This is a genomic window from Profundibacter amoris, assembly GCF_003544895.1.
In the GTDB taxonomy this organism is placed as follows: domain Bacteria; phylum Pseudomonadota; class Alphaproteobacteria; order Rhodobacterales; family Rhodobacteraceae; genus Profundibacter; species Profundibacter amoris.
This window is the reverse complement of sequence record NZ_CP032125.1, coordinates 1114606-1137366: the sequence shown is the minus strand read 5'-3', so window position 1 is coordinate 1137366 and position 22761 is coordinate 1114606. Positions and strand designations below refer to the sequence as shown.

At 58.9% G+C, this 22761-nt stretch carries 22 protein-coding genes; 13 read left to right on the top strand and 9 right to left on the bottom strand.

From position 1 onward, the window contains the following. Positions 1-25: 25 nt before the first annotated feature. The 4 genes from kynU (at position 26) to BAR1_RS05635 (ending at position 4391) form a co-directional block, all read left to right on the top strand. The gene (gene kynU / locus BAR1_RS05650; RefSeq protein WP_118942122.1) at positions 26-1219 is read left to right on the top strand and encodes a kynureninase; all 1194 of its coding nucleotides are present in this window, start codon (positions 26-28) and stop codon (positions 1217-1219) included. 123 nt (positions 1220-1342) lie between these two features. Further along, positions 1343-1807 carry a (2Fe-2S)-binding protein gene (locus tag BAR1_RS05645; RefSeq protein ID WP_118942121.1) on the top strand — a complete coding sequence of 155 codons (465 nt, stop codon included), beginning with the start codon at positions 1343-1345 and terminating at the stop codon, positions 1805-1807. A 2-nt stretch (positions 1808-1809) separates the two neighbouring features. Beyond that, entirely contained in the window at positions 1810-4044 is a 2235-nt protein-coding gene (locus BAR1_RS05640; RefSeq protein ID WP_118942120.1) for a xanthine dehydrogenase family protein molybdopterin-binding subunit, read from the top strand. Between the two features lie 71 nt (positions 4045-4115). Further along, positions 4116-4391 carry a hypothetical protein gene (locus BAR1_RS05635; RefSeq protein ID WP_118942119.1) on the top strand — a complete coding sequence of 92 codons (276 nt, stop codon included), beginning with the start codon at positions 4116-4118 and terminating at the stop codon, positions 4389-4391. Between the two features lie 61 nt (positions 4392-4452). Here BAR1_RS05635 and BAR1_RS05630 read toward each other — a convergent pair whose 3' ends face one another. The 4 genes from BAR1_RS05630 to BAR1_RS05615 all read right to left on the bottom strand — a co-directional run bounded on the left by BAR1_RS05630 (position 4453) and on the right by BAR1_RS05615 (position 8419). Then, the gene (locus BAR1_RS05630) at positions 4453-4896 is read right to left on the bottom strand and encodes a c-type cytochrome (protein ID WP_118942118.1); all 444 of its coding nucleotides are present in this window, start codon (positions 4894-4896) and stop codon (positions 4453-4455) included. Between the two features lie 58 nt (positions 4897-4954). After that, positions 4955-5728: a gamma-glutamyl-gamma-aminobutyrate hydrolase family protein gene (locus BAR1_RS05625; RefSeq protein WP_118942117.1), complete on the bottom strand. Its 774-nt coding sequence runs from the start codon at positions 5726-5728 to the stop codon at positions 4955-4957. Between the two features lie 112 nt (positions 5729-5840). Further along, positions 5841-6269 (bottom strand): GlcG/HbpS family heme-binding protein, encoded by a 429-nt coding sequence (locus BAR1_RS05620; RefSeq protein WP_118942116.1) that lies wholly within the window; start codon positions 6267-6269, stop codon positions 5841-5843. After that, complete coding sequence (locus BAR1_RS05615; RefSeq protein ID WP_118942115.1) at positions 6266-8419, bottom strand: malate synthase G; 2154 nt, start codon at positions 8417-8419, stop codon at positions 6266-6268. Before BAR1_RS05615 ends, BAR1_RS05620 begins: the two co-directional genes overlap by 4 nt. Before the next feature lie 260 nt (positions 8420-8679). On the opposite strand from BAR1_RS05615, the gene pepN reads away from it, so the two are divergent. Together pepN and BAR1_RS05605 are read left to right on the top strand one after the other, a co-directional pair. Further along, a complete protein-coding gene (gene pepN, locus BAR1_RS05610; protein WP_456107145.1) occupies positions 8680-11244 on the top strand; it encodes an aminopeptidase N in 2565 nt (854 codons plus the stop codon). 1 nt (position 11245) lies between these two features. Beyond that, positions 11246-11998 (top strand): SDR family oxidoreductase, encoded by a 753-nt coding sequence (locus BAR1_RS05605; protein ID WP_118942113.1) that lies wholly within the window; start codon positions 11246-11248, stop codon positions 11996-11998. On the opposite strand, the gene BAR1_RS05600 is transcribed toward BAR1_RS05605, so the two are convergent. Next, on the bottom strand, positions 11984-12292 hold the full coding sequence (locus BAR1_RS05600) for an ArsR/SmtB family transcription factor (RefSeq protein ID WP_118942112.1): 309 nt from the start codon (positions 12290-12292) through the stop codon (positions 11984-11986). The two genes, BAR1_RS05605 and BAR1_RS05600, sit on opposite strands and share 15 nt — an antisense overlap. 227 nt (positions 12293-12519) lie before the next feature. Beyond that, complete coding sequence (locus BAR1_RS05595; protein ID WP_228408758.1) at positions 12520-13143, bottom strand: transglycosylase SLT domain-containing protein; 624 nt, start codon at positions 13141-13143, stop codon at positions 12520-12522. 163 nt (positions 13144-13306) lie between these two features. Between BAR1_RS05595 and gatB the strand changes: the two genes are divergently transcribed. Beyond that, a complete protein-coding gene (gene gatB, locus BAR1_RS05590; RefSeq protein ID WP_118942111.1) occupies positions 13307-14818 on the top strand; it encodes an Asp-tRNA(Asn)/Glu-tRNA(Gln) amidotransferase subunit GatB in 1512 nt (503 codons plus the stop codon). 87 nt (positions 14819-14905) lie between these two features. Then, positions 14906-15328 (top strand): DUF4177 domain-containing protein, encoded by a 423-nt coding sequence (locus tag BAR1_RS05585; protein ID WP_118942110.1) that lies wholly within the window; start codon positions 14906-14908, stop codon positions 15326-15328. Here the strand turns inward: BAR1_RS05585 and BAR1_RS05580 are convergent, their stop codons facing one another. Next, positions 15329-15586, bottom strand: a complete 258-nt coding sequence (locus BAR1_RS05580; protein WP_118942109.1) for a BolA family protein — start codon at positions 15584-15586, stop codon at positions 15329-15331. Between the two features lie 73 nt (positions 15587-15659). Here BAR1_RS05580 and BAR1_RS05575 point away from each other — a divergent pair, with 73 nt between their 5' ends. Then, the gene (locus tag BAR1_RS05575) at positions 15660-16289 is read left to right on the top strand and encodes a J domain-containing protein (RefSeq protein WP_118942108.1); all 630 of its coding nucleotides are present in this window, start codon (positions 15660-15662) and stop codon (positions 16287-16289) included. 103 nt (positions 16290-16392) lie between these two features. On the opposite strand, the gene msrB is transcribed toward BAR1_RS05575, so the two are convergent. Both msrB and BAR1_RS05565 read right to left on the bottom strand, forming a co-directional pair. Further along, on the bottom strand, positions 16393-16869 hold the full coding sequence (gene msrB / locus BAR1_RS05570) for a peptide-methionine (R)-S-oxide reductase MsrB (protein WP_118942107.1): 477 nt from the start codon (positions 16867-16869) through the stop codon (positions 16393-16395). Between the two features lie 63 nt (positions 16870-16932). Next, a complete protein-coding gene (locus BAR1_RS05565; RefSeq protein ID WP_118942106.1) occupies positions 16933-17388 on the bottom strand; it encodes a hypothetical protein in 456 nt (151 codons plus the stop codon). A gap of 174 nt (positions 17389-17562) precedes the next feature. Here BAR1_RS05565 and cobS point away from each other — a divergent pair, with 174 nt between their 5' ends. From cobS to BAR1_RS05545, 4 genes are read left to right on the top strand one after another with little or no spacing between them, the layout of a single operon-like run. Beyond that, positions 17563-18534 (top strand): cobaltochelatase subunit CobS, encoded by a 972-nt coding sequence (gene cobS, locus BAR1_RS05560; RefSeq protein WP_118942105.1) that lies wholly within the window; start codon positions 17563-17565, stop codon positions 18532-18534. Further along, a complete protein-coding gene (locus BAR1_RS05555; RefSeq protein WP_118942104.1) occupies positions 18527-19039 on the top strand; it encodes a hypothetical protein in 513 nt (170 codons plus the stop codon). Before cobS ends, BAR1_RS05555 begins: the two co-directional genes overlap by 8 nt. Beyond that, complete coding sequence (gene cobT / locus BAR1_RS05550; protein ID WP_118942103.1) at positions 19036-20910, top strand: cobaltochelatase subunit CobT; 1875 nt, start codon at positions 19036-19038, stop codon at positions 20908-20910. The genes BAR1_RS05555 and cobT overlap by 4 nt, the downstream gene beginning before the upstream one ends. A 44-nt stretch (positions 20911-20954) precedes the next feature. Continuing rightward, positions 20955-22727, top strand: a complete 1773-nt coding sequence (locus BAR1_RS05545; RefSeq protein ID WP_118942102.1) for an aminopeptidase P family protein — start codon at positions 20955-20957, stop codon at positions 22725-22727. Positions 22728-22761: the final 34 nt, after the last annotated feature.

Here is a 22761-nt window from a genome sequence, read left to right as displayed (position 1 = left end):
CGGCCAGCAACACAGGAGCCTTCCAATGACCGATTTCGCCGCCACCAAAGCCATGTTCCACCTGCCCGACGGTGTGATCTATCTGGACGGCAATTCACTTGGCCCCCTGCCCAAGGCCGCCGTGGCTCGGATGGGGAAAACCATGCAGGACGAATGGGGCGAGATGCTGATAACGGGGTGGAACCGCGCCGGATGGATGGAGCAGCCGACCCGCGTTGGCGACCGCATCGCCCGGCTGATCGGGGCCGAGGCGGGGCATGTGGTGATGGGCGACACCCTGTCGATCAAGGTCTATCAGGCGCTGGCCGCCGCCCTTGAAATGCGCCCGGACCGGCGGGTGATCCTGTCCGACAGCGGCAATTTTCCGACGGATTTGTATATGGCCGAAGGGCTGATCGGATCATTGGGCCGCCAGCACCAGTTGATCACGCCTGCGCCCGAGGATGTGGCGGCGCATATTAACGAGGATGTCGCTGTGCTGATGCTGACCGAGGTCGATTACCGCACGGGGCGCAAGCACGACATGCAGGCGCTGACCAAGCAGGCCCATGCGGCAGGGGCGCTGGTGATTTGGGATCTGGCGCATTCGGCGGGGGCCTTGCCGGTGGACCTGTCCGGTGTTGGCGCGGATTTTGCCGTGGGCTGCACCTATAAATACCTGAACGGCGGCCCCGGTGCGCCCGCCTTTATCTATGTCGCCCCGCGTCATGCGAAACAGGTACGCCCTGCCCTGTCCGGCTGGCTGGGCCATAGCGCACCCTTTGCCTTTGATCTGAATTATACCGCCGGAGCCGGGATTGAACGGATGCGGGTCGGCACTCCGCCAGTGCTGCAACTGGCAGCATTGGAGGCCGCGCTGGATGTCTGGGACATGGCGGATATGTCCGATGTGCGTCGTGCATCAATTGCGCTGTGTGATCGCTTTATCGCAGGGGTCGAAGCCGCCTGCCCTGCCCTGACACTGGCCAGCCCGCGGGATGGCAAGGACCGTGGCTCGCAGGTTTCATTCCGGTTTGAGCACGGCTATCCGGCGATGCAGGCGCTGATTGCCCGCGGTGTGATCGGCGATTTCCGTGCGCCCGACATTATGCGCTTTGGCTTTACCCCGCTTTATATAGACGCGGCGGATGTGGATGCGGCGGTGGCGGTGATTGCCGATGTGATGCAGGGGGATTTGTGGGATCGGGATGAATACCGACAACGCGGGCGTGTGACGTAAGCGCGGGATGCGCTGCGCGCGGCAGGTATTTTTGGCAAGAAGAAGGCAGGGAATGGTGCTTTTGTTCAGGCGCGGCGCGTGCTAAACTGTCAAGTTCAGATTGCAGAAGAACAGGGACGCACGATGGCATATTCATTGATTGTAAACGGGCAGCGGCACGAGGTGGATTTGCCCGGTGATGTGCCTCTGTTGTGGGTTTTGCGCGACGCGTTGGGGCTGAGCGGCACCAAATACGGCTGCGGGGTTTCGGCCTGTGGCGCCTGCACGGTGCATATGGATGGCGCGGCGGTGCGATCCTGTCAGGTGGCGCTGGAGGATGTTGCCGGCGAGGTGACCACCATCGAGGGGATCGGCACGCCGGATGCGATGGATGTGTTGCAAAAGGCGTGGGTGAGCCATCAGGTAGCGCAATGCGGTTATTGCCAGTCGGGACAGATCATGCAGGCTGCGGCTTTGTTGACTGCAAACAACGCACCAAGCGACGCCGAGATTGACGAGGCGATGAGTGGCAATCTGTGCCGCTGTGGCACCTACGGGCGGATACGCGCGGCGATCAAAACGGCGGCTGTCGAAATGCGGGGGGAATAGGCATGGGACGGATCAGGAAATACACCCGCCGCGCGTTTATCGTGTCCTCGGCCGCTGTGGCCGGTGGCGTGGCCTTTGGTGTTTACATGGCGAAAAAGCCGCTGGAAAACCCGTTGAAACCCAAAGCGGGTGCAGTGACCCTGAATCCCTATCTGATTATTGACCAAGAAGGCGTAACGATCATTGCGCCGCGTGCCGAGATGGGACAAGGGGTGCAAAGCACGCTGGCCGCTTTGGTGGCCGAGGAACTGGATGTGGCCTGGAAGGACGTGCGCGTGCTGCATGGCCCTGCGGCGCAGGCCTATTACAACGGCGCGCTGATCACGGGACATGCGGAATACGAGGATGGCAAGCGCGGCGCGTGGCAGGAATTTGTGCGCGATGCGATGGATGTGGTGCCGAAAACACTGGGCTTGCAGGTGACGGGCGGCTCGACCGCCACGATTGACGCCTTTGAAAAGATGCGCTTGGCCGGTGCCACAGCACGCGAGGCATTGAAGCTGGCGGCAGCAGAGCGGTTAAGCGGTGCATTGCGCACCGAAAATGGGCAGGTGATCGGGGCGGATGGCAGCGCGATTGCCTATGCGGACCTGGCCGAGGCAGCGGCGAAGATCACGCCGCCCAGGGATGTGACCTTGCGCCCTGCAAGCCAGTGGAAATATCTGGGCCGCGATATGCCGCGTGTCGATATGGTGGCGAAATCCACCGGCACCGCGCAATATGGTGCGGATGTGCGGCTGGAGGGGATGAAGTTCGCCACCGTGCGGATCAACCCGCGCCTTGGGGCTGGGATGAAATCCTATGATGCCAGCACGGCGGAAAGGATGGCCGGTGTGCAGCGGGTAATCGATCTGGGCAACGGTATTGCCGTGGTGGCCAGCAACACCTGGCTGGCGTTTCAGGCGGCGGATGCGGTGCAGATAGACTGGGAGGAGGCGCCCTACCCCGCCACCACAGACGGGCTGTTTGCGGCGATAGAAGCGTCACTGGACGAGGCCCCCAATTCCACCCTGCGCGATGATGGCGATACATCGGTCACACCGGAAGGGGCAATTGAAATCAGCGCCGAATACCGCGTGCCCTATCTGGCCCATGCAACGATGGAGCCGATGAACGCGACGGCCCTTTTCACCGGTGACGCACTGGAAATCTGGTGCGGCAATCAGGCCCCATTGGTGCTGGCTGACAAGGCCGCCGATGCGGCGGGGCTGTCGGCGGATCAGGTCACGGTCCACACCCTGTTCATGGGCGGCGGGTTTGGCCGACGGGCCGAAGCGGATGTGGCCATTCTGGCCGCCAAAGTGGCCAAGGAAATGCCCGATGCGCCCGTGAAGGTGATGTGGAGCCGTGAAGAGGACATGCGCCACGATTTCTACCGCCCCGCCGCCATCGCGCGGATGAAGGGCGCGGTGAAGGACGGGGAAGCGGTGCTGTTTGACGCCCGCATTGCTGCCCCTTCGGTGACGAAACAATCCATGTCACGCATCATGGGTTTTGCCCCGCCGGGACCGGACCCCGCGCATGTGGAAGGGGCCGCGAACCAGCCCTATGACATCGCCAATTACCGTGTGGCGGGGCATCTGGCAGATGTGGATGTGCCGGTGGGGTTCTGGCGCTCGGTCGGGAATTCCTTCAACGGGTTTTTCCACGAGAGTTTCATTGACGAGCTGGCCCATGCCGCCGGTGCGGACCCGTTGCAATTTCGCTTTGACCATATCGCCCCGCTTAGCCCGCCCACGGCCAAGCTGCTGAACGCGGTGCGGGATATGTCGGGCTGGAGCGGCAAAACACCGGACGGCATCGGGCGCGGGGTGGCGGTAACTTGGTCATTCGGCACGCCGGTTGCGCAGGTGATCGAGGTCGCAGATAGCGACGCGGGCATCCGCATCACCAAGGCATGGATCGCTTGCGACGTTGGCACAGCACTGGATCCGCGCAATATCCGTGCACAGATGGAAGGCGGGATGATTTACGGGCTGTCGGCGGCGGTGCATGGGGAAATCACCTTTGCCGATGGCGAGGTAGAGCAGGAAAACTTCCCTGATTATGACGCACTGCGGATGGGAACGGCGCCCGTTACCCAGGTGCAAGTGTTTGAAAACAATGTGCATATGGGCGGCGTAGGCGAGCCGGGCACACCGCCCTCAATGCCCGCATTGGCCAATGCATTGTTCGATCTGACGGGCAAACGGGCGCGGGAATTACCGCTGTCCAAACTGTTTGATTTTGCGGGGTAAATAATTTTCTGCGACGGGAAATCCGCTTTACCCCGTTCTATCTGTCACTGAAACAAAAACAGGAGACAGATATGAAAAGCTTGATATTAGCCACCAGTGCCTTGGTTCTGATCGGTGTGACCATGCCCGCCACAGCCGGTTCCAATCATCCGAAATGGGACCGGATCGAAGACCGGATCGACCGTCTGGAAAACCGGCGTGACGAAAGGGTTGACCACGGCCCGCGCGACCGGATCGAAGACCGTCTTGACCGCTGGGAAGATCGCCGCGATCACAGCGGAAAACCGGTGCCAAAATTCATTCACCGCTGGGAACGCCACAGCTGGAAACGTCGCCTGCATAACTAGGGTCAGGACCGCAAAACAGGATGCGCGGCGGATCAGAGTAGCCGCGCATCCCGACCTTGGCCTAGTTAATGCCATTCGCCTGTTGCAAGGCGCGGACATAGGCCACAATGGATTTCACTTCGGCGTCGGTGATGCCATCTACCGGTGGCATATTGCCGAATTTCCAGTGGTGCGACCGAACCCCGTTGCGCGCGGCCATCAGGAACGCCATGTCCCCGTGATGCCCCGGGCGATATATCTGGTGCACCAACGGCGGAGCCACCCCTACCTGCCCCACAGCATTATCCCCGTGACAAGTGGCACATTTGGCATTGAAGGCCAGTTTGCCGATGGCCGCCTGCCCGGTCAGTTCCGGCACCGTAACCTGAACGATCGCCCGCCCTGCGGGTGCGTCCCCGGTGGCAGGAGCCGCCATTTGTTCGGGGGATTTATAGTTACTATAGATCAGCGCCCCAAAACCGGCCAAGGCCAATACCGCGATGCCCAACCGCATATTGTTATTCATTTCTTTTCGCTCCTGTAGCTGTTTCCAGCACAGTCTGCAGGTTCCACTTGGGGGAGGGTCAAGCGGTTTTTAGCACCGGACGCTGGCCATTTGCCCAGCTGCGCACAGCGTCACCGAAATGCGAAAACAGCGGCCTGGATACCGGATCTTTTTCGGCGTTGTATTCAGGGTGCCATTGCACCGCCAAGGCAAAACCGCTGGCATCTTTGATCGAAATCGCCTCGGGGGTGCCGTCGTCGGCAATTCCGTCAATCACCACGCGCGGGCCGGGCATTTTGATGCCTTGGCCGTGCAGGGTGTTGGTCATTACCTCGTGCTTGCCGATGATACGGTCAAACACGCTGCCCTCGGTGAAATGCACGCAATGGCGCAGGGCAAATTTTTCGTCCAGCGTGCCATCAGGTGGCATCCGGTGGTTCATACGGCCCTCAAGCTCGCGGATTTCGGGATAAAGCGTGCCGCCCATTGCCACGTTCACCTCTTGAAAACCGCGACAGACACCGAAAAACGGCTGTCCCCGTTCCACACAGGCGCGGATCAGCGGCAGGGTGATCTCATCGCGGCAACGATCGAATTCGCCGTGTTTTTCGGTGGCTTCCTCGCCGTATTCCGAGGGGTGAACATTCGGGCGCCCGCCAGTGAACAGGAACCCGTCGCATGTATCCAGCAGTTCGTCGACAGAAACACAATGTGGATTTGCAGGGATCATCAACGGCACGCAGCCCGCCACATGGCTGATGGCTTCGACATTCATCTGGCCACTGGCGTAGGCGGGGTAATCATCCCCCAGCATGTAGAAATTTGATATGATGCCAACGACGGGACGTTTCATCGGGAAACCTGTGCATTAATTACAGTTGTCCATTTATAACCCAATTTTCCCCTGCAATGTAGCGCACACTTATGCACAGTTGCCCATCCATATGTGCAACTCCGCACAGCCATCAAGGCTCGGCGATCAGGCCGGTCTGGGAAATACCGGCAAGGGCGGCAGCTTCGTCATTGTCCGACGCATCCCCCGTTACCCCGACGGCGCCGATAATACGGCCCGCATCATCGCGCAGCAGCACCCCGCCGGGAACCGGTACAACCTGCCCGCCGAAAACCCCGTTCATCGCCGCCATAAAATAGGCCTGCTGTTCGGCCCGCGCCATCTGGGCCTTGCCGCCCATGCCCAGCATCACCGCGCCATAGGCCTTGCCCTGGGCAATGCCGAACCGGCCGGGCGATGCACCGTCCTGCCGTTCAAACGCCAGCAAATGCCCCCCCGCATCCAGCACCGCGACCGACAGCGGGTTCAGCCCCATCTGCTGCCCCTTTTCAAAAGCCGCGCGGATGATGGTGCGGGCCGTGTCCAGTGTCAGATCACTCATGATATTTCCTTTGCAAGTTTTGCTTTCAGCTCCAGCCGCCGCGCATGCAGCACCGGTTCGGTATAACCCGAGGGCTGTTCCCGCCCCTTGAACACCAGATCGCAAGCAGCCTGAAAGGCGATGCTGTCAAAATCCGGCGCCATCGGGCGATAGGACGGATCATTTGCGTTCTGGCTATCCACCACAGCGGCCATTTTGCGCATCGCCTCCATCACCTGATCCGCCGAGACCACCCCGTGATGCAGCCAGTTGGCCAGCGCCTGCGAGGAAATACGGCAGGTGGCGCGGTCTTCCATCAGCCCGACATCGTGGATGTCCGGCACCTTGGAGCAGCCCACCCCCTGATCAATCCAGCGCACCACATATCCTAGGATACCTTGGGCGTTGTTTTCGATTTCAGCGGCAATCTCGGCCCCGGACCAGTTGGTGCCATCGGCCAGCGGGATGGTCAGCAGATCATCCAGCGTGGCGCGCGGGCCGGCGGCGGCGATTTCATCCTGACGGGCGAAAACGTCCACCTTGTGATAATGGGTGGCATGCAGGGTAGCCGCCGTGGGGCTGGGCACCCATGCGCAATTGGCACCGGACAGCGGATGGCCGATCTTGGCCGCAAGCATATCCGCCATAAGGTCGGGCATCGCCCACATCCCCTTGCCGATCTGCGCCTTGCCCTGCAAACCACAGGCCAGCCCGATATCCACATTGCGGTCCTCGTAGGCCTTGATCCAGGGGGTGTGCTTCATCTCGCCCTTGCGCACCATCGGGCCGGCCTCCATCGAGGTGTGGATTTCATCCCCCGTGCGGTCCAGAAAACCGGTGTTGATGAACGCCACACGGTTTTGCGCGGCGCGGATACATTCCTTCAAATTCGCGCTGGTGCGGCGTTCCTCGTCCATGATGCCCAGCTTGACGGTGTATTGTGGCAGACCAAGGATGGCTTCGACACGGGTAAAGATTTCGTCGGCAAAGGCCACCTCGTCTGGTCCGTGCATTTTGGGTTTCACCACATAGACCGATCCGGCGACCGAATTGCGCAAGCCCGCGGTTTTGCGCAGATCATGCATGGCAATCAGCGTGGTCAGCATGGCATCCATCAGCCCCTCGGGGATTTCGTTGCCATCACGGTCCAGAATGGCCGGATTGGTCATCAGATGCCCGACATTGCGCACCAGCATCAGGGCACGCCCCTTGAGGGCAAGCGCGCTGCCATCAGGGGCGGTGAACTCAAGGTCGGGGTTCAGCGCGCGGGTGATCTCGCGGCCGTTTTTCATCAGGGTTTCCGACAGATCACCCTTCATCAGGCCCAGCCAGTTGGAATAGGCCAGCACCTTGTCTTCGGCATCGACGGCGGCGACTGAATCTTCGCAGTCCATGATGGTGGACAGGGCCGATTCCAGCCGGATATCGGCCACATGGGCCTTGTCATTGGCGCCGATTTCAACATCGGAATTAATTTCGATAATGATATGCAAGCCGTTGTTTTTCAACAGGATTGCCTTGGGCGCGCCCGGCTCTCCGCGATAGCCTGCAAACTGTGCGGGATCCTTCAGCGCAGGCAGCAGGGCACCCCCCTCCACGCGATAGCCGTCATGGTCTGCGTGGCTGCCACTTGCCAGCGGCACAGCCTCATCCAGAAACGCCCGCCCCCATGCGATCACCCGCGCGCCGCGCTCGGGGTCATAGCCCTTGCCGGTTGGCAAATCGCCCAGCGCATCGGTGCCATACAGCGCATCATAGAGCGACCCCCAGCGTGCATTCGCGGCGTTCAGCGCAAAGCGGGCGTTCATGATCGGCACCACCAGTTGCGGCCCCGCAATGCTGGCGATTTCAGGGTCCACATTGGCGGTCTGAATGGCAAAATCCGCCCCATCAGGCAGCAGATACCCGATATCACGCAAAAACGCCTGATAGGCCACGGCATCATGCACCTGCCCGTGCCGCGCGATGTGCCAGTTGTCGATTTTCGTCTGGATATTGGCACGAATGGCCAACAGATCGCGGTTTTTCGGCCCCAGATCATGCACCAGAGCGGCAAAGCCTTTCCAGAAGGTTTCCGCATCCACACCGCTACCGGGCAACGCCTGCCCCTCGACAAAATCCGCCATTATTCCGGCCACCTGCAAGCCGTATTTTTCCACCCGATCCGTCATTTTCCACGCTTCCTTTTCTTTATCCCAAGGCTTCCGCCAAAGTGAGACCTAATGGCAAACCACCTCTCACTCAAGCATTTTGGTAAAAAAATATTACCAATAATATCCTGACAAGTGTAAATCATCACCCGCAAACACGACAATTGCCGGTTTTCATTGGCTGCTTCAGGATTTCTTTGAAAATCGCGCGCATTTACGTCTATTGCCAAACAATCGACTTGCCCTTGTGCGCAAATTTCCATGCGTTACACCGATGGGGAATGACGAGAGGACACCCGATGCCGGATAGCCAAAAGATTTACCTGAAAGATTACACCCCGCCCGCCTATCTGGTGGACACTGTGCATCTGACTTTCAAACTGTCGCCCAACGCCACACGCGTGAATTCTAAAATCCGCTTTCGCCCCAATCCGGACAGCGACAGCCGCGACTTTTTCGTGCATGGCGAACATCTGACCCTGATCCGCGCCGCGATTGACGGGCAGGAATGCAGCCCCGTCGTCACCGACAAGGGTCTGACCGCGCAAGCGCCCGACGCCCCCTTCACATGGGAAGCCGAGGTCGAGATCAACCCGCAGGACAACACCGCGCTTGAGGGGCTGTATATGTCAAACGGCATGTATTGCACCCAATGCGAGGCCGAGGGTTTTCGCCGCATCACCTATTACCCTGACCGCCCCGATGTGATGGCCACCTTTACCGTGCGGATCGAAGGCGATCTGCCGGTGTTGCTGTCCAACGGCAACCCCACCGCTAGCGGGGATGGCTGGGCCGAATGGCATGACCCGTGGCCCAAACCGTCCTATCTGTTTGCGCTGGTCGCCGGTGATCTGCGCAACCACCCCGACAGCTTCACCACCAAATCCGGCCGCAAGGTGGACCTGAACATCTGGGTGCGCCCGGATGACATCGACAAATGCGCCTTTGGCATGGAAGCGTTGAAAAAGTCGATGAAGTGGGACGAGGATGTTTACGGGCGCGAATATGATCTGGACCTGTTCAACATCGTTGCGGTGGATGATTTCAACATGGGGGCGATGGAAAACAAGGGGCTGAATATATTCAATTCGTCCTGTGTGCTGGCCAGCCCCGAAACCGCGACGGATGCCAATTTCGAGCGGATCGAGGCGATCATTGCGCATGAGTATTTCCACAACTGGACCGGCAACCGCATCACCTGCCGCGACTGGTTCCAGCTGTGCCTGAAAGAGGGGCTGACGGTGTATCGGGATTCCCAGTTCACCAGCGATGTGCGATCACGCGCGGTGAAACGCATTTCCGATGTGGATGGTCTGCGCGCTGTCCAGTTTCGCGAAGACAACGGCCCGCTGGCCCACCCCGTTCGCCCGGACAGCTTTGTCGAGATCAACAATTTCTACACCGCCACGGTTTACGAAAAAGGCGCCGAGGTGGTGGGAATGCTGAAACGGTTGGTGGGGGATGATGCCTATGCACAGGCGCTGGACCTGTATTTCGAGCGCCACGACGGGCAGGCCGTGACGATCGAGGACTGGCTAAAGGTGTTCGAGGATACAACCGGCCGCGATCTGGGCCAGTTCATGCGCTGGTATTCACAGGCCGGCACCCCGCGCCTGACGGTTACGGATGACTTCAAGGATAGCACCTATACCCTTAATTTCAAACAATATACACCACCCACGCCCGGGCAGGATGTGAAACAGCCACAGGTGATCCCGATCGCGGTCGGCCTGTTGACCCCCAACGGGGACGAGGTGCAGGAAACCGTTGTGCTGGAAATGACAAAGCCCGAGCAGAGTTTCGAGTTCAAAGGATTGTCGTCGCGCCCTGTGCCTTCGATTCTGCGGGAATTCTCGGCGCCGGTGATCCTTGAACAGGACACAGACAACGAAACCCGCGCCTTTCTGATGGCCCATGACACCGATCCCTTCAACCGCCGGGAATCCGGCAATGCGCTGGCGCGGGATGTGTTGCGCCGGATGATCACCGACGGGGCCGCGCCTGATCCGATGTATCTGGAGGCAAAGGCAAAAATCCTGACCGACGAGGCGCTTGATCCGGCCTTTCGGGCGCTGGTCATGTCCCTGCCCACGCAAGAGGAACTGGCACAGATGCTGTTTGATACCGGCCACACGCCCGATCCGGAGGCCATTTTCAACGCAACGCAAACCCTTGCGCAGGCCAGCGCCGAACGGCTGAAACAGGATTTGCCACGGATTTACGCCGCCCATCAGGTGAAAGGCCCCTATTCGCCCGATGCCGGACCTGCGGGTCACAGGGTGCTGGCCAACAGCGCGCTGTGGCTGTTGTCGCGGCTGGACGGATGCAAACAGGCGCAGGCGCAATATGATGCGGCCGACAACATGACACAACAAATCAGCGCCCTTGGCTGTCTGCAATATTTCGACCATGGCGCGGATGCGACACAGGCGTTTTACGACCAGTGGCGGCATGACCGGTTGGTGATCGACAAATGGTTTGCCATGCAGGTGTCCAATACCCGCCCCGATCAGACGGTTGCCACGGCCCAAGCCCTGACCGAACACGCGGATTTCGACATGAAAAACCCCAACAGGTTTCGCGCTGTGTTTGGGGCGCTGGCATGGCATCACGCCGGATTTCATCAGGCCGATGGGGCTGGCTATCGCCTGCTGGCCGATTGGCTGATCAAACTGGATCCGGTGAACCCGCAAACCACCGCCCGCATGAGCACCGCCTTCCAAAGCTGGCGGCGCTATGACGAGGGGCGGCAGGCGCTGATGCGGGCCGAACTGGAACGCATAATGTCCACGCCCGATTTGTCCGGAGATACCGGCGAGATGGTTGGGCGGATACTGGAGGGCTGATATGACGGATCATTTGGTTGTTCTGATCACCGGCGGCAGCGCCGGTATCGGTGCCGCAGTCGCACGGATGGCGGCAGAGCACGGGTATGACGTGGCGCTGACGTATCGCACGGACAACGCAGGGGCCAAGGCCGTGGCAAAGGATGTGCAGGCCACCGGACGACGTTGCGAAATCTATCCGTGCGATGTGGCCGACCCGAAACAGATCGACGCGCTGTTTGCAGCATTTGACAAGGATTTCAATAGGCTGGACGCGCTGGTTAACAACGCAGGCATTGTCGATGTCAAGGCACGGGTGGATGAAATCAGCCACGCCCGCCTACGCCGCATCTTTGATGTCAACGTGATCGGCGCTTTTCTGGTGGCCGGGCAAGCGGTGCGCCGGATGTCCACGAAATTCGGCGGCAACGGCGGGGTAATCGTCAACATGTCCTCAATCGCCGCCAAACTGGGCGCAGGCAAACAATATGTCGATTACGCCGCCACCAAGGGGGCAATTGACACAATGACCATCGGCTTGGCTCAGGAAGTGGCGGATGAGGGCATCCGCGTGGTCGGCATCCACCCGGGCATCATCGACACCGAAATCCACGCCAAGGGTGGCGAACCCAGGCGGGGAAAACAATTGGAAAGCTGGATCCCGATGAAGCGCATGGGAACGGCGGACGAGGTGGCCGAGGCAACATTGTGGCTGATGTCGGACGGGGCCTCCTATATCACCGGCAGCACGCTGGATGTGTCAGGCGGGCGATAAGGCAACCAGCGCCCGTTCGCCATACCCCGAGGACAGTTTGCGCAGGAACGTGAAATCAACCGACAATACAGTTTCGCGCCCTTTTTGTTTGCGGCGCAATACCCCGCCCCGATCCATGAACCACAGGTGATGCGACAGGGTCGAGGCCTGTAGCCCGCTTTGACGTTGCAGTTCGCTAAAGGTCAGCCCTTTGGGCCCCTGTTTCAACAAAATATCACAAATCATCTGGCGACGCCTGTGGGACAGGGCCTGAAAAAAGGCGGCGTATTTTTCCTGTCTTTTGTTCGGCTTCATTTGTGGCTCCTTTGTATAGTGGCGCGTCGCAGTGCTTCCTGAGCCCCACTAGGGAAACTGCAGACTGGGCTGCCTTGTTACCGTTCTACTAAACCGGTTTAGTGGAAATGTTTTTACAAAGGATTAATCGAGATTTTCCCATTCATTACAATAAGTAACTCACCCGGACCAGTTAGCCCGCCCCGCCAAAAAACACCTGCAAAACCCTGTTTTAAACCCCGCGGAAATCACCGCTGGCAATAAGCCTGCGGCGACACCCAATCCCGCATATCGGCCCGTTTTGCAGCATTGTGGAACGGGCCCCAATCGGCCGCTACCCCTTTGCCACCGGCCGCCACAACCCCGTCACGGGGAACGGTCGCCGCCATGATCGTGATCGCACATTGTAAATTGTTAAGACCATTTTTCAGCGCCCCACCCGTGGTGGCCCCGCAGCCGTAATGCTTGGCCGTAGCCGGCGAAATCTGCACCAGCCCAAACCATCGCCCCCCCCCGCCGACAGCCTGCTCGTTATAGGTGCTCTCGTGTTTGGACATCGCCGAAAGCAACCCTGTCCAGAACGCGGCACGCCCGATTTGGTCCTGATCGGGGTAGGCAGGGCACCATGCGTCAATATCCTTAGGCACCATATTGACCAGCGGCCTCCCTGCGCCAGACACCAGATCCCCGATTGCGGTACGCGTCCACAGTTTGCCCATCGGTTGGTGATCCCACCGCGCTGCGGGCAGGGCCGCGTCGTCCATGGTGAACCAGACCGGTTCGGGTTCCAGCGTATCCACGTTATCGGTGTTGCAGGCCGCAAGCGAGAAAGGCAAAAACAAAGAGACAACCAAAGGGATCAAACGCATCATATCAACTTTCCACTAACCATTTCATGCTGTGATGCTCTATTTACCCCGCAAGTGCAAATCCCCACGACCCGTTTCAGCAACAGCTTGCCCATTGTCCCCCCTTGCCCCCTGCCCGCCCCTGTTTTAGAAGGCTGGGAACAACCAACAGCCGGATGGACAAGATATGCTCGACCTGACCTATACCGCCCCCGCCCCCAAAGTTATCAGTGGCGCCAAACACGACTGGGAACTGGTGATCGGTCTGGAAGTGCACGCGCAGGTGTCCAGCAATGCCAAACTGTTTTCCGGCGCCTCGACCCAATTCGGGGCCGAGCCGAATTCAAATGTGGCCTTCGTTGACGCCGCCATGCCCGGCATGTTGCCCGTGATCAACGAATACTGCGTGGAACAGGCGGTGCGCACCGGTCTGGGGTTAAAGGCCGACATCAACCTTTATTCCGCTTTTGATCGCAAGAATTACTTCTACCCCGACCTGCCGCAGGGCTACCAGATTTCACAGCTTTACCACCCGATTGTCGGCGAAGGCGAAGTGCTGGTGGAAATGGGCGAAGGCGTGGCCCGCGTGGTGCGGATTGAACGCATCCATCTGGAGCAGGACGCGGGCAAATCCATTCACGACATGGACCCGAATATGTCCTTTGTCGACCTGAACCGCACCGGGGTGGCGCTGATGGAAATCGTATCCCGCCCCGACATCCGCGGCCCCGAAGAGGCCGCCGCCTATGTCACCAAGCTGCGCCAGATCCTGCGCTATCTGGGCACTTGCGACGGTAACATGCAAAACGGCAACCTGCGGGCGGATGTGAACGTATCCATCTGCCGCCCCGGCGATTATGAACGCTATATGGAAACGCAGGATTTCGACCATCTTGGCACCCGTTGCGAGATCAAGAACATGAATTCGATGCGCTTCATGCAGGCCGCGATTGACTTTGAGGCCCGCCGCCAGATTGCCATCCTTGAAGATGGCGGCACCGTCAGTCAGGAAACCCGCCTGTATGATCCGGACAAAAACGAAACCCGTTCAATGCGCAGCAAGGAAGAGGCGCATGATTACCGCTATTTCCCCTGCCCCGACCTGCTGCCACTGACCATCGAACAGGACTGGGTAGACGATATTGCCAAAACCCTGCCCGAACTGCCCGACGACAAAAAACTGCGCTTTATCAGCGAATTCGGCCTGTCCGACTATGATGCCTCGGTGCTGACCGCCGATGTGGCCAATGCCGCGTTCTTTGAGGACGTTGCCAAAGGGCGCGATGGTAAACTGGCCGCCAACTGGGTGATTAACGAATTGTTCGGCCGTCTGAAAAAGGACGAGAAAACCATCAAACACAGCCCTGTTTCCGCCGAACAACTGGGCGGGATCATTGCGCTGATCACCAAAGGCGACATAAGCGGAAAAATCGCCAAGGAACTGTTTGAAATTGTCTACACCGAAGGCGGCGATCCTGCCGAAATCGTTGAATCGCGCGGCATGAAACAGGTCACCGACATGGGCGCGATCGAAGCCGCGGTAGACGAGATCATGGCCGCAAACCCCGCACAGGTGGAAAAAGCCAAGGAAAACCCGAAACTGGCGGGCTGGTTTGTCGGTCAGGTGATGAAAGCCACCGGCGGCAAAGCCAACCCCAAAGCGGTGAACGAAATTATTGCGAAAAAACTGAACGGCTAGCGGCGGCGGGAAACAGCCGCAAGCGTTTGGACTTGGACAAATGAATTTGCTAAGACTTGCGTCTTGCGACAACCCAAAAGGTGTATCATGCCGAATTTCGAGTATAAAGTTGTGCCAGCCCCCAAGAAGGGCCTGAAAGGCAAAGGTATCAAAGGGGCCGAGGAAAAATTCGCCAACGCTCTGGCTACGGTCATGAACGAACTGGGGGCTGATGGCTGGGAATACCAGCGCTCTGACACCCTTCCCAGCGAAGAACGCTCGGGGCTGCGCGGCAAGACAACGGTCTTTCACAATGTGCTGGTGTTTCGCCGCAAGATTGCCACCAAGGCCGAAACATCGACCGCAACACGCAATCCTGTCACCCCGCGTCCCGTCAGGAAAGCCCCGGAACAACACGCACCGTTACTGGACAGCGCATTAGCAAAAGAATCACGAACTGCCCCTGCTGTCGGCCCCGCCACCGAAGCAACCGAGGTCAGAGACCCGCGTGTTGGTTCTGACGGGCAATAATCAGCCGTTGATTTCCAGCGCAAGCGCGTGAATCCGCCCGATCAATTCCTCGCCCAGTGCCGCATGTAGCGCGCGGTGACGGGCAAGGCGGCTCATATCATCAAACGCATCTGCCTGAATTATAATGCGAAAATGGCTCTCGTTGCTGCCATCATGACCGGCGTGGCCTGCATGTTGGCTGCTTTCATTGATCACTTGCAGCACACTTGGCGAAAACGCTGCCTGCAATTTCTCATTTATCTGCGTTTCTACTGACATTTTTTTCCTTTGCCCCCTTCTATCCGGCGCGTTTCACGGTAAACTCTCTGGTCCGAGTCGAAAAGGTAGGAAAATGGTTAAAGACGATCCCTTCGGGTTTGATATCTCTGTGTCGTCAGACAAAAAGAAACGCACGCGCGGACGGCGCGGGATGTCGGGTGCCTTTGAAACCTCGACACGGGTCTGCGAGCACGAGGGCTGCGAAGAAGCGGGCAAATACCGCGCCCCCCGTTCGCCCGACGCGGTGGACGACTACCTGTGGTTCTGCAAGACCCATGTGCGCGAATATAACCTGAAATGGAACTTCTTCGACGGCTCGCCCGAAGAAGCGGTTGCGGCCCAAATGGACAAGGACCGCGTTTGGGAACGCGAAACCAAACCCTTCAAGAAAACCGACGAGGAACGCGCATGGGCGCGTCTGGGTGTAGATGACCCGCATCAGGTTCTGGGCGCCAACGCCACCCAGAATCCGGGTCGCTCGATCACCGGCACCCGCAAACTGCCCCCCACCGAACGTCAGGCCATCGAGGTACTCGAGGCCAAGGACCACTGGACCAAAGCCGAGGTGCGCAAACAGTATAAAAAGCTGATCAAGGTGCTGCACCCGGATCTGAATGGCGGGGATCGTTCACAAGAGGAACAGTTGCAACTGGTGGTCTGGGCGTGGGAACAGATCAAAACCAGCCGCCACTTCAAAACCTGATCTGCTTTCTTCTTGTCGAAAATACCTGCGCCGCAGGCACCCCGAGTGCCCAGAGGGCACAAGACACAAAGCGGCCCCGTCAGGGGCCACTATTCAACAATGATCAGGCCGCGACAAACTTCAGCGCCACACCGTTCATGCAATAGCGTTTGCCGGTCGGCTTTGGGCCATCGTCAAACACATGCCCCAGATGCCCGCCACAGCGGCGGCAATGCACTTCGGTGCGACGGCTGAACAGGGTGTTGTCCTCTTTGGTGCCAATCGCATTGGGCAAGGGCTTCCAGAACGATGGCCAGCCGGTGCCGCTTTCGTATTTGGTCTCGGATGAATACAGCGGCAGATCACAACCGGCACAGGCAAACACCCCTTTGCGGTGCTCGTCATTCAGCGGGCTGGTAAAGGCGCGCTCGGTGCCTTCCTCGCGCAATACATTATAGGCCTTGGCAGATAGCCGTTTACGCCATTCCGCCTCGCTGCGCATGATTTCGAATTCCTCGGTCGACGCATTGATCCGCAGGGTGCCCATTCCAAGGGCCGCAGCCGCGGCAAATCCCGATGTCAGCATGGCTCGTCTGTTCATATCGTCACTCCTTTTGGCGCTCTGATAGCATATTTCCTACCGTCAAAGGCAAAACACATGGTTTCACAGTTCTGTGTCATTGATGAAATACCAGCGCAAAACCAGATGCGCCGCGATCATAATGCCGATCCACAGGAAAATCGTCAGGGGGAACTGATCGAACATCACCAGAATGAACCACGGGCCAACCAGAACCACGCTCGCATCGTTCAGGATATCCTCTCCGCTCCAAACGCCCAACACCAATACCGCAAGCATTGCCCCGACAGCCGTCGCCAGAATTGCACCAACCGCGGCCAACATCCAGCCGCGTTGGCCCTTTCCTCCAAACAAGGCGTAAAACATCATACCGGCCAGACCCGCCCCGATCATGGCTGGCAAAATTATCTCGGCTCCGTTTGCGAAACAACTGCCAATCGACCGGCCACAGGTCGAGATGATAAAGATGGTTATCATCAACAACCCGGACAAACCAATCACCAGCCCTGCCGCAATCACACGTGTTTTTCTTTGGGGCATGTTGACGCTCCTTATTGTGACCCAACCCGTTCAATAGGGTCGATTTAAACAGTTTTTGCGCAGAAGATAAGCAGGGAATGTGCAAAACCTCCCCGCCCCTCTCTTGCACAGGCGGTAAAATTGTTGCACCAACCATTGTAAGCACTGAAAACGAAAAAGAAGCGGACCGATATCATGGACAGCACCACAAAACCCACCGAAGAAATTTCAGTCCGCGAGGTCTTTGGCGTCGACACAGACATGCCCGTCAAAAAATTCGAGGAACGCACCGAACGCGTGCCCGAAATCGACCCGACCTATAAATTCGACCCGGAAACCACTCTGGCCATCCTTGCCGGATTCAGCCACAACCGGCGGGTGATCATCCAGGGCTATCACGGCACCGGCAAATCGACCCACATCGAACAGGTCGCCGCCCGCCTGAACTGGCCCTGCGTGCGCGTCAATCTGGACAGCCACATCAGCCGGATCGACCTGATCGGCAAGGACGCGATTAAACTGCGCGACGGTATGCAGGTCACCGAATTTCAAGAGGGCATCCTGCCCGCTGCCCTGCGCACCAACACCGCCATCGTATTTGACGAATACGATGCGGGGCGCGCCGATGTGATGTTCGTGATCCAGCGGGTGCTTGAACATGACGGCAAACTGACACTGATGGACCAGAACGAGGTGATTACACCGCATCCGTCCTTCCGCCTGTTCGCCACCTCGAACACCGTGGGCCTTGGCGATACCACCGGCCTTTACCACGGCACGCAACAAATCAATCAGGCGCAGATGGACCGCTGGTCGATGGTCGCCACGCTGAACTACTTGTCGCATGACGCCGAAAGCGCGATCGTGCTGTCGAAAAACCCGATCTACAACACGGATTCGGGCCGCAAGACGATCAGCCAGATGGTGACCGTCGCCGACCTGACCCGCACCGCGTTCATGAACGGCGATCTGTCCACCGTGATGTCGCCGCGCACCGTGATCAACTGGGCACAAAACGCCACGATTTTCCGCAATGTGGGTTATGCCTTCCGCCTGTCGTTCCTGAACAAATGCGACGAGCTGGAGCGCCAGACGGTCGCCGAATTCTATCAGCGCTGCTTTGACGAGGAACTGCCCGAAAGCGCGGCGAGCGTTAGCCTTGGTTAGGAAACTCGCTTTCATAATCGGCATTATCTTTGCACCAGTCGCTAATGCCGATGGCGTTGGCAAGATTGATAATTCGCAGATTATGTTAGGCGATGGAACACAAATACCGCATGATGTTTTAAAACAATGCAGTGGCATCATGCTTTTCACTCTTGAGGATACCGCCCCCATGATGTTGCCAAATGAAGAAACGGGCGTGTTTACCAAAAAACTGGATGCATATCATGAAAAGCACCAGTTAACGTTCAAGATGAGCGACTATTTCTCGCAAGCCTCGGAAAAAACGTTCATCGCCGATGGCATGGATTTTGAAAACGCCAATTACCAAATGGGCATGGCTAAATGGCATTATGCACAACAATACAGAGACGCATATTTGAACGTTTTAGAAACAACGGGGCATCCTTGGGGGGATGACAGCCCTTTTCGCGTTACCTATCAAGCAGACATGGATATTTGCATCAAACTCTATAACATGCATAAGCCAAAAGGGCCGACGCAATGACCAAACCAACCGACAACCCCGCCGACCCGTTTAAAAAGGCGCTAACCGAGGCCACCAAAGTGATGGCCGACGACCCCGAGCTGTCGGTCTCTTTCACCGTGGACCCTCCGGGGGCAACGCAGGACACCGTGCGCCTGCCGCAGGTCACCCGCCGGATGACCCATGACGAGGTGCTGCTGGCCCGTGGCACGGCGGATGCTCTGGCCCTGCGCCACAAGCACCACGACATCGCCACCCACGCCCGCTATGCCCCGCAAGGGGAACTGGCGCGCGGCATCTATGAGGCGATGGAAAACGCCCGTTGCGAGGCCGTAGGCGCGCGCGACATGCCCGGCACTCTGGGCAACATCGACGCCAAAATCGCCGACGAGGCCATGCGCCGCGGCTATGGCGAGATCACTGATCAGGCCGAAGCCCCCCTAAGCGAGGCGGCCGGTTATCTGGTGCGCCAACTGGCCACGGGCCGTGACCTGCCCGCGGATGCGCAAAACGTGCTGGACCTGTGGAAAGGGTTTTTTGAGGAAAAAGCCGGCGGCACGCTGGACTCCTTGCAGGATATGCTGGCCGATCAGGCCGATTTCGCCCGTTTCACGCGCCAAGTGATTGCCGATCTGGGCTATGGCGACCAGTTGGGCGATGATCCCGACGCCGAGGATGACGACAGCGACGAGCAATCCGAGGAAAGCGACGAGCAGGACGACAACCCCGACAGCCAGGGGCAGGATGACGAGCAGGAAGAGGCCGAGGCCAGCCCCGAGCAATCACAGGACGAACAGCAGGATCAGTCCCAAGCCAGCGTCACAATGGACGACATGGCCGATATGGAGCAGGGCGACGAGGCCGAACTGCCCGAGGGCGAGGCGCCGATGGACCCGCCGCCCCCTGCCCCTGTGTCCGAGGCCGATCCGGACTACAAGGTTTACTGCACCGATTTCGACGAGGAAATCCGCGCCGAGGATCTGGCCGAACCGGCCGAGCTGGAACGCCTGCGCGCCTATCTGGATCAGCAGTTGGAACCGCTGAAGGGCGCTGTTTCACGCCTTGCCAACAAATTGCAGCGCCGCCTTCAGGCGCAACAGAACCGCGCGTGGGAATTTGATCTGGAAGAAGGGATACTCGATGCGGGCCGTCTGGCGCGGGTGGTGGCAAACCCGACGACTCCTCTGTCCTTCAAGATCGAAAAAGACACCGAATTTCGCGACACCTGCGTAACCCTGCTGATCGACAATTCCGGTTCCATGCGGGGCCGTCCGATTTCGATTGCCGCGATCTGTGCCGATGTTCTGGCCCGCACACTGGAACGCTGTCAGGTCAAGGTGGAGATTCTGGGCTTTACCACGCGGGCGTGGAAGGGCGGCCAAAGCCGTGAAAAATGGCTGAATGCGGGGCGCGAACAGGTGCCCGGCCGTCTGAACGATCTGCGCCACATAATTTACAAGGCGGCGGATGCCCCTTGGCGCCGCGTGCGCCCCAATCTGGGGCTGATGATGAAAGAGGGACTGCTGAAAGAAAACATCGACGGCGAGGCGCTGGAATGGGCGCACCGGCGCATGGTGGGCCGCCCCGAAGCGCGCAAAATCCTGATGGTAATTTCCGATGGTGCGCCGGTGGATGATTCAACTTTGTCGGTCAACCCCGCGAATTATCTGGAAAAACACCTGCGCGATGTGATCGAGATGGTCGAGAAGAAGAAGCTGGTGGAACTGCTGGCGATCGGCATCGGCCACGACGTGACCCGCTATTACGACCGCGCAGTGACGATCACCGATGTGGAACAACTGGCCGGTGCGATGACCGAACAACTAGCGTCTTTGTTTGACAGTGACCCACGCGCACGGGCGCGGGTAATGGGGATCAAGCGCGCATCGTAGCGCTGCGCGCGGCAGGTATTTTTTGCAAGAAGAAGGGGTGAGGGATGTTCCAGAATTTCGAGGTGACATCGACGCCCGAAAAGGGACCGGCGCGACTGGCATTGTTGCGGCAGGAAATCGCGCGCGCTGGGCTGGACGGGTTTCTGGTGCCGCGTGCAGATGCGCATCAGGGCGAATATGTCGCCCCCTGTGACGCGCGACTGGCATGGCTGACGGGATTTACCGGATCAGCAGGATTTTGTGCCGCGCTGATGGATCAGGCGGGGGTGTTCGTGGACGGACGCTATCGCACGCAGGTGAAATCGCAGGTCGATCCAGAACATTTCACGCCGGTGGACTGGCCGGAAACGACGCTTGCGGACTGGTTGAAGCAGGCCTTGCCCGATGGTGGCAAGGTCGGTTTTGATCCGTGGCTACACACCAAAGGCGAGATGGAAAAGCTGGCCGGTTGCGGTGTGGAACTGGTGGCGGTGGATAATCTGGTGGACCGGATATGGGCGGATCGCCCGCCACGACCCAGTGGCAAGATCATAGAGTATCCTGTTGAATTTGCCGGAGAAACAGCCGAAGCTAAGCGCAAGCGTATTGCCGCAGATATAAAGAACGCCGGTGCACAGGCGGCTGTTCTGACCCTGCCCGACAGCATTTGCTGGCTGCTGAACATTCGCGGCAGCGACATCGAGCGCAACCCCGTGGTGCAGGCATTTGCCATTCTGCACGCGGACGGGCGGGTTGATCTGTTCACCGATCCGGCCAAAGCCGAGGGGCTGGCGCTGGAGGTGCAGCCCTGGGAGGCGTTTGAACCTGCCTTGATGGCGTTGCAAGGCGTGGTGCGGGTTGATCCCGATACGGCGCCGGTGGCCGTAAGTGATATATTGCAGGGCGCGGGTATCGAGGTGCAGGCCAAAGCCGACCCCTGCATCCTGCCCAAAGCCCGCAAGAACTCCGCCGAAATTGCCGGCACCCGCGCGGCGCATTTGCGCGACGGGGTGGCGATGGTGAATTTTCTGGCCTGGTTGGACCGGGCCGCGCCCAAGGGCGGGTTGAGTGAAATCGACGTGGTCACAAAGCTGGAAGGGTTCCGGCGCGACACCGGTGCACTGCGCGACATCAGCTTTGAAACCATCTGCGGCGCGGGGCCGAACGGGGCGATCATCCATTATCGGGTGACGCAGGAAACCAATCGCGAAATCCGCAAAGGCGAATTGCTGCTGGTCGACAGCGGCGGGCAATATCTGGACGGCACCACCGACATCACCCGCACTGTGGCTGTTGGCGATGTGGGAAACGAGGAAAAAACCTGTTATACCCGTGTGTTGCAAGGCATGATTGCCCTGTCCCGCGTGCGATTTCCCAAGGGGCTGGCGGGGCGCGATCTGGATGCGCTGGCGCGTTATCCGCTGTGGCTGGCGGGGCAGGATTATAACCATGGCACCGGCCACGGGGTGGGCACCTATCTGTCGGTTCACGAGGGTCCGCAGCGGATTTCCAAGGTTTCGGATGTGCCACTGGAAACCGGCATGATCCTGTCGAACGAGCCGGGCTACTACCGCGAGGGGGCCTTTGGTACCCGCATTGAAAACCTGATCGTGGTACAACCGGCCCCTGCCCTGAAAGGCGCGGACGCGCGCGATATGATGGCATTTGAAACCCTGACCTATGTGCCGATCGACCGGCGACTGATCAAGGTGGACATGTTAAGTCGCGGCGAGCGTGACTGGCTGGATGCCTATCATGCAAAGACCCTCGAAATGTTGTCCCCCTTGGTCAAAGGAGAAACCCTTGACTGGTTGACCCGCGCCTGTGCGCCCTTATAACGAAACCGATTTATTAATGATTTGGCGGGTTTGA

Coding starts and splice junctions, on each gene's coding strand:
- BAR1_RS05640 (WP_118942120.1), top strand. CDS start 1,810: ATGGGACGGATCAGGAAATACACCCGCCGCGCGTTTATCGTGTCCTCG.
- BAR1_RS05635 (WP_118942119.1), top strand. CDS start 4,116: ATGAAAAGCTTGATATTAGCCACCAGTGCCTTGGTTCTGATCGGTGTG.
- BAR1_RS05620 (WP_118942116.1), bottom strand. CDS start 6,269: ATGAGTGATCTGACACTGGACACGGCCCGCACCATCATCCGCGCGGCT.
- kynU (WP_118942122.1), top strand. CDS start 26: ATGACCGATTTCGCCGCCACCAAAGCCATGTTCCACCTGCCCGACGGT.
- BAR1_RS05615 (WP_118942115.1), bottom strand. CDS start 8,419: ATGACGGATCGGGTGGAAAAATACGGCTTGCAGGTGGCCGGAATAATG.
- BAR1_RS05645 (WP_118942121.1), top strand. CDS start 1,343: ATGGCATATTCATTGATTGTAAACGGGCAGCGGCACGAGGTGGATTTG.
- BAR1_RS05565 (WP_118942106.1), bottom strand. CDS start 17,388: ATGCCCCAAAGAAAAACACGTGTGATTGCGGCAGGGCTGGTGATTGGT.
- msrB (WP_118942107.1), bottom strand. CDS start 16,869: ATGAACAGACGAGCCATGCTGACATCGGGATTTGCCGCGGCTGCGGCC.
- cobT (WP_118942103.1), top strand. CDS start 19,036: ATGACCAAACCAACCGACAACCCCGCCGACCCGTTTAAAAAGGCGCTA.
- cobS (WP_118942105.1), top strand. CDS start 17,563: ATGGACAGCACCACAAAACCCACCGAAGAAATTTCAGTCCGCGAGGTC.
- BAR1_RS05595 (WP_228408758.1), bottom strand. CDS start 13,143: ATGATGCGTTTGATCCCTTTGGTTGTCTCTTTGTTTTTGCCTTTCTCG.
- pepN (WP_456107145.1), top strand. CDS start 8,680: ATGACGAGAGGACACCCGATGCCGGATAGCCAAAAGATTTACCTGAAA.
- BAR1_RS05585 (WP_118942110.1), top strand. CDS start 14,906: ATGCCGAATTTCGAGTATAAAGTTGTGCCAGCCCCCAAGAAGGGCCTG.
- BAR1_RS05600 (WP_118942112.1), bottom strand. CDS start 12,292: ATGAAGCCGAACAAAAGACAGGAAAAATACGCCGCCTTTTTTCAGGCC.
- BAR1_RS05580 (WP_118942109.1), bottom strand. CDS start 15,586: ATGTCAGTAGAAACGCAGATAAATGAGAAATTGCAGGCAGCGTTTTCG.
- BAR1_RS05630 (WP_118942118.1), bottom strand. CDS start 4,896: ATGAATAACAATATGCGGTTGGGCATCGCGGTATTGGCCTTGGCCGGT.
- gatB (WP_118942111.1), top strand. CDS start 13,307: ATGCTCGACCTGACCTATACCGCCCCCGCCCCCAAAGTTATCAGTGGC.
- BAR1_RS05545 (WP_118942102.1), top strand. CDS start 20,955: ATGTTCCAGAATTTCGAGGTGACATCGACGCCCGAAAAGGGACCGGCG.
- BAR1_RS05625 (WP_118942117.1), bottom strand. CDS start 5,728: ATGAAACGTCCCGTCGTTGGCATCATATCAAATTTCTACATGCTGGGG.
- BAR1_RS05575 (WP_118942108.1), top strand. CDS start 15,660: ATGGTTAAAGACGATCCCTTCGGGTTTGATATCTCTGTGTCGTCAGAC.
- BAR1_RS05605 (WP_118942113.1), top strand. CDS start 11,246: ATGACGGATCATTTGGTTGTTCTGATCACCGGCGGCAGCGCCGGTATC.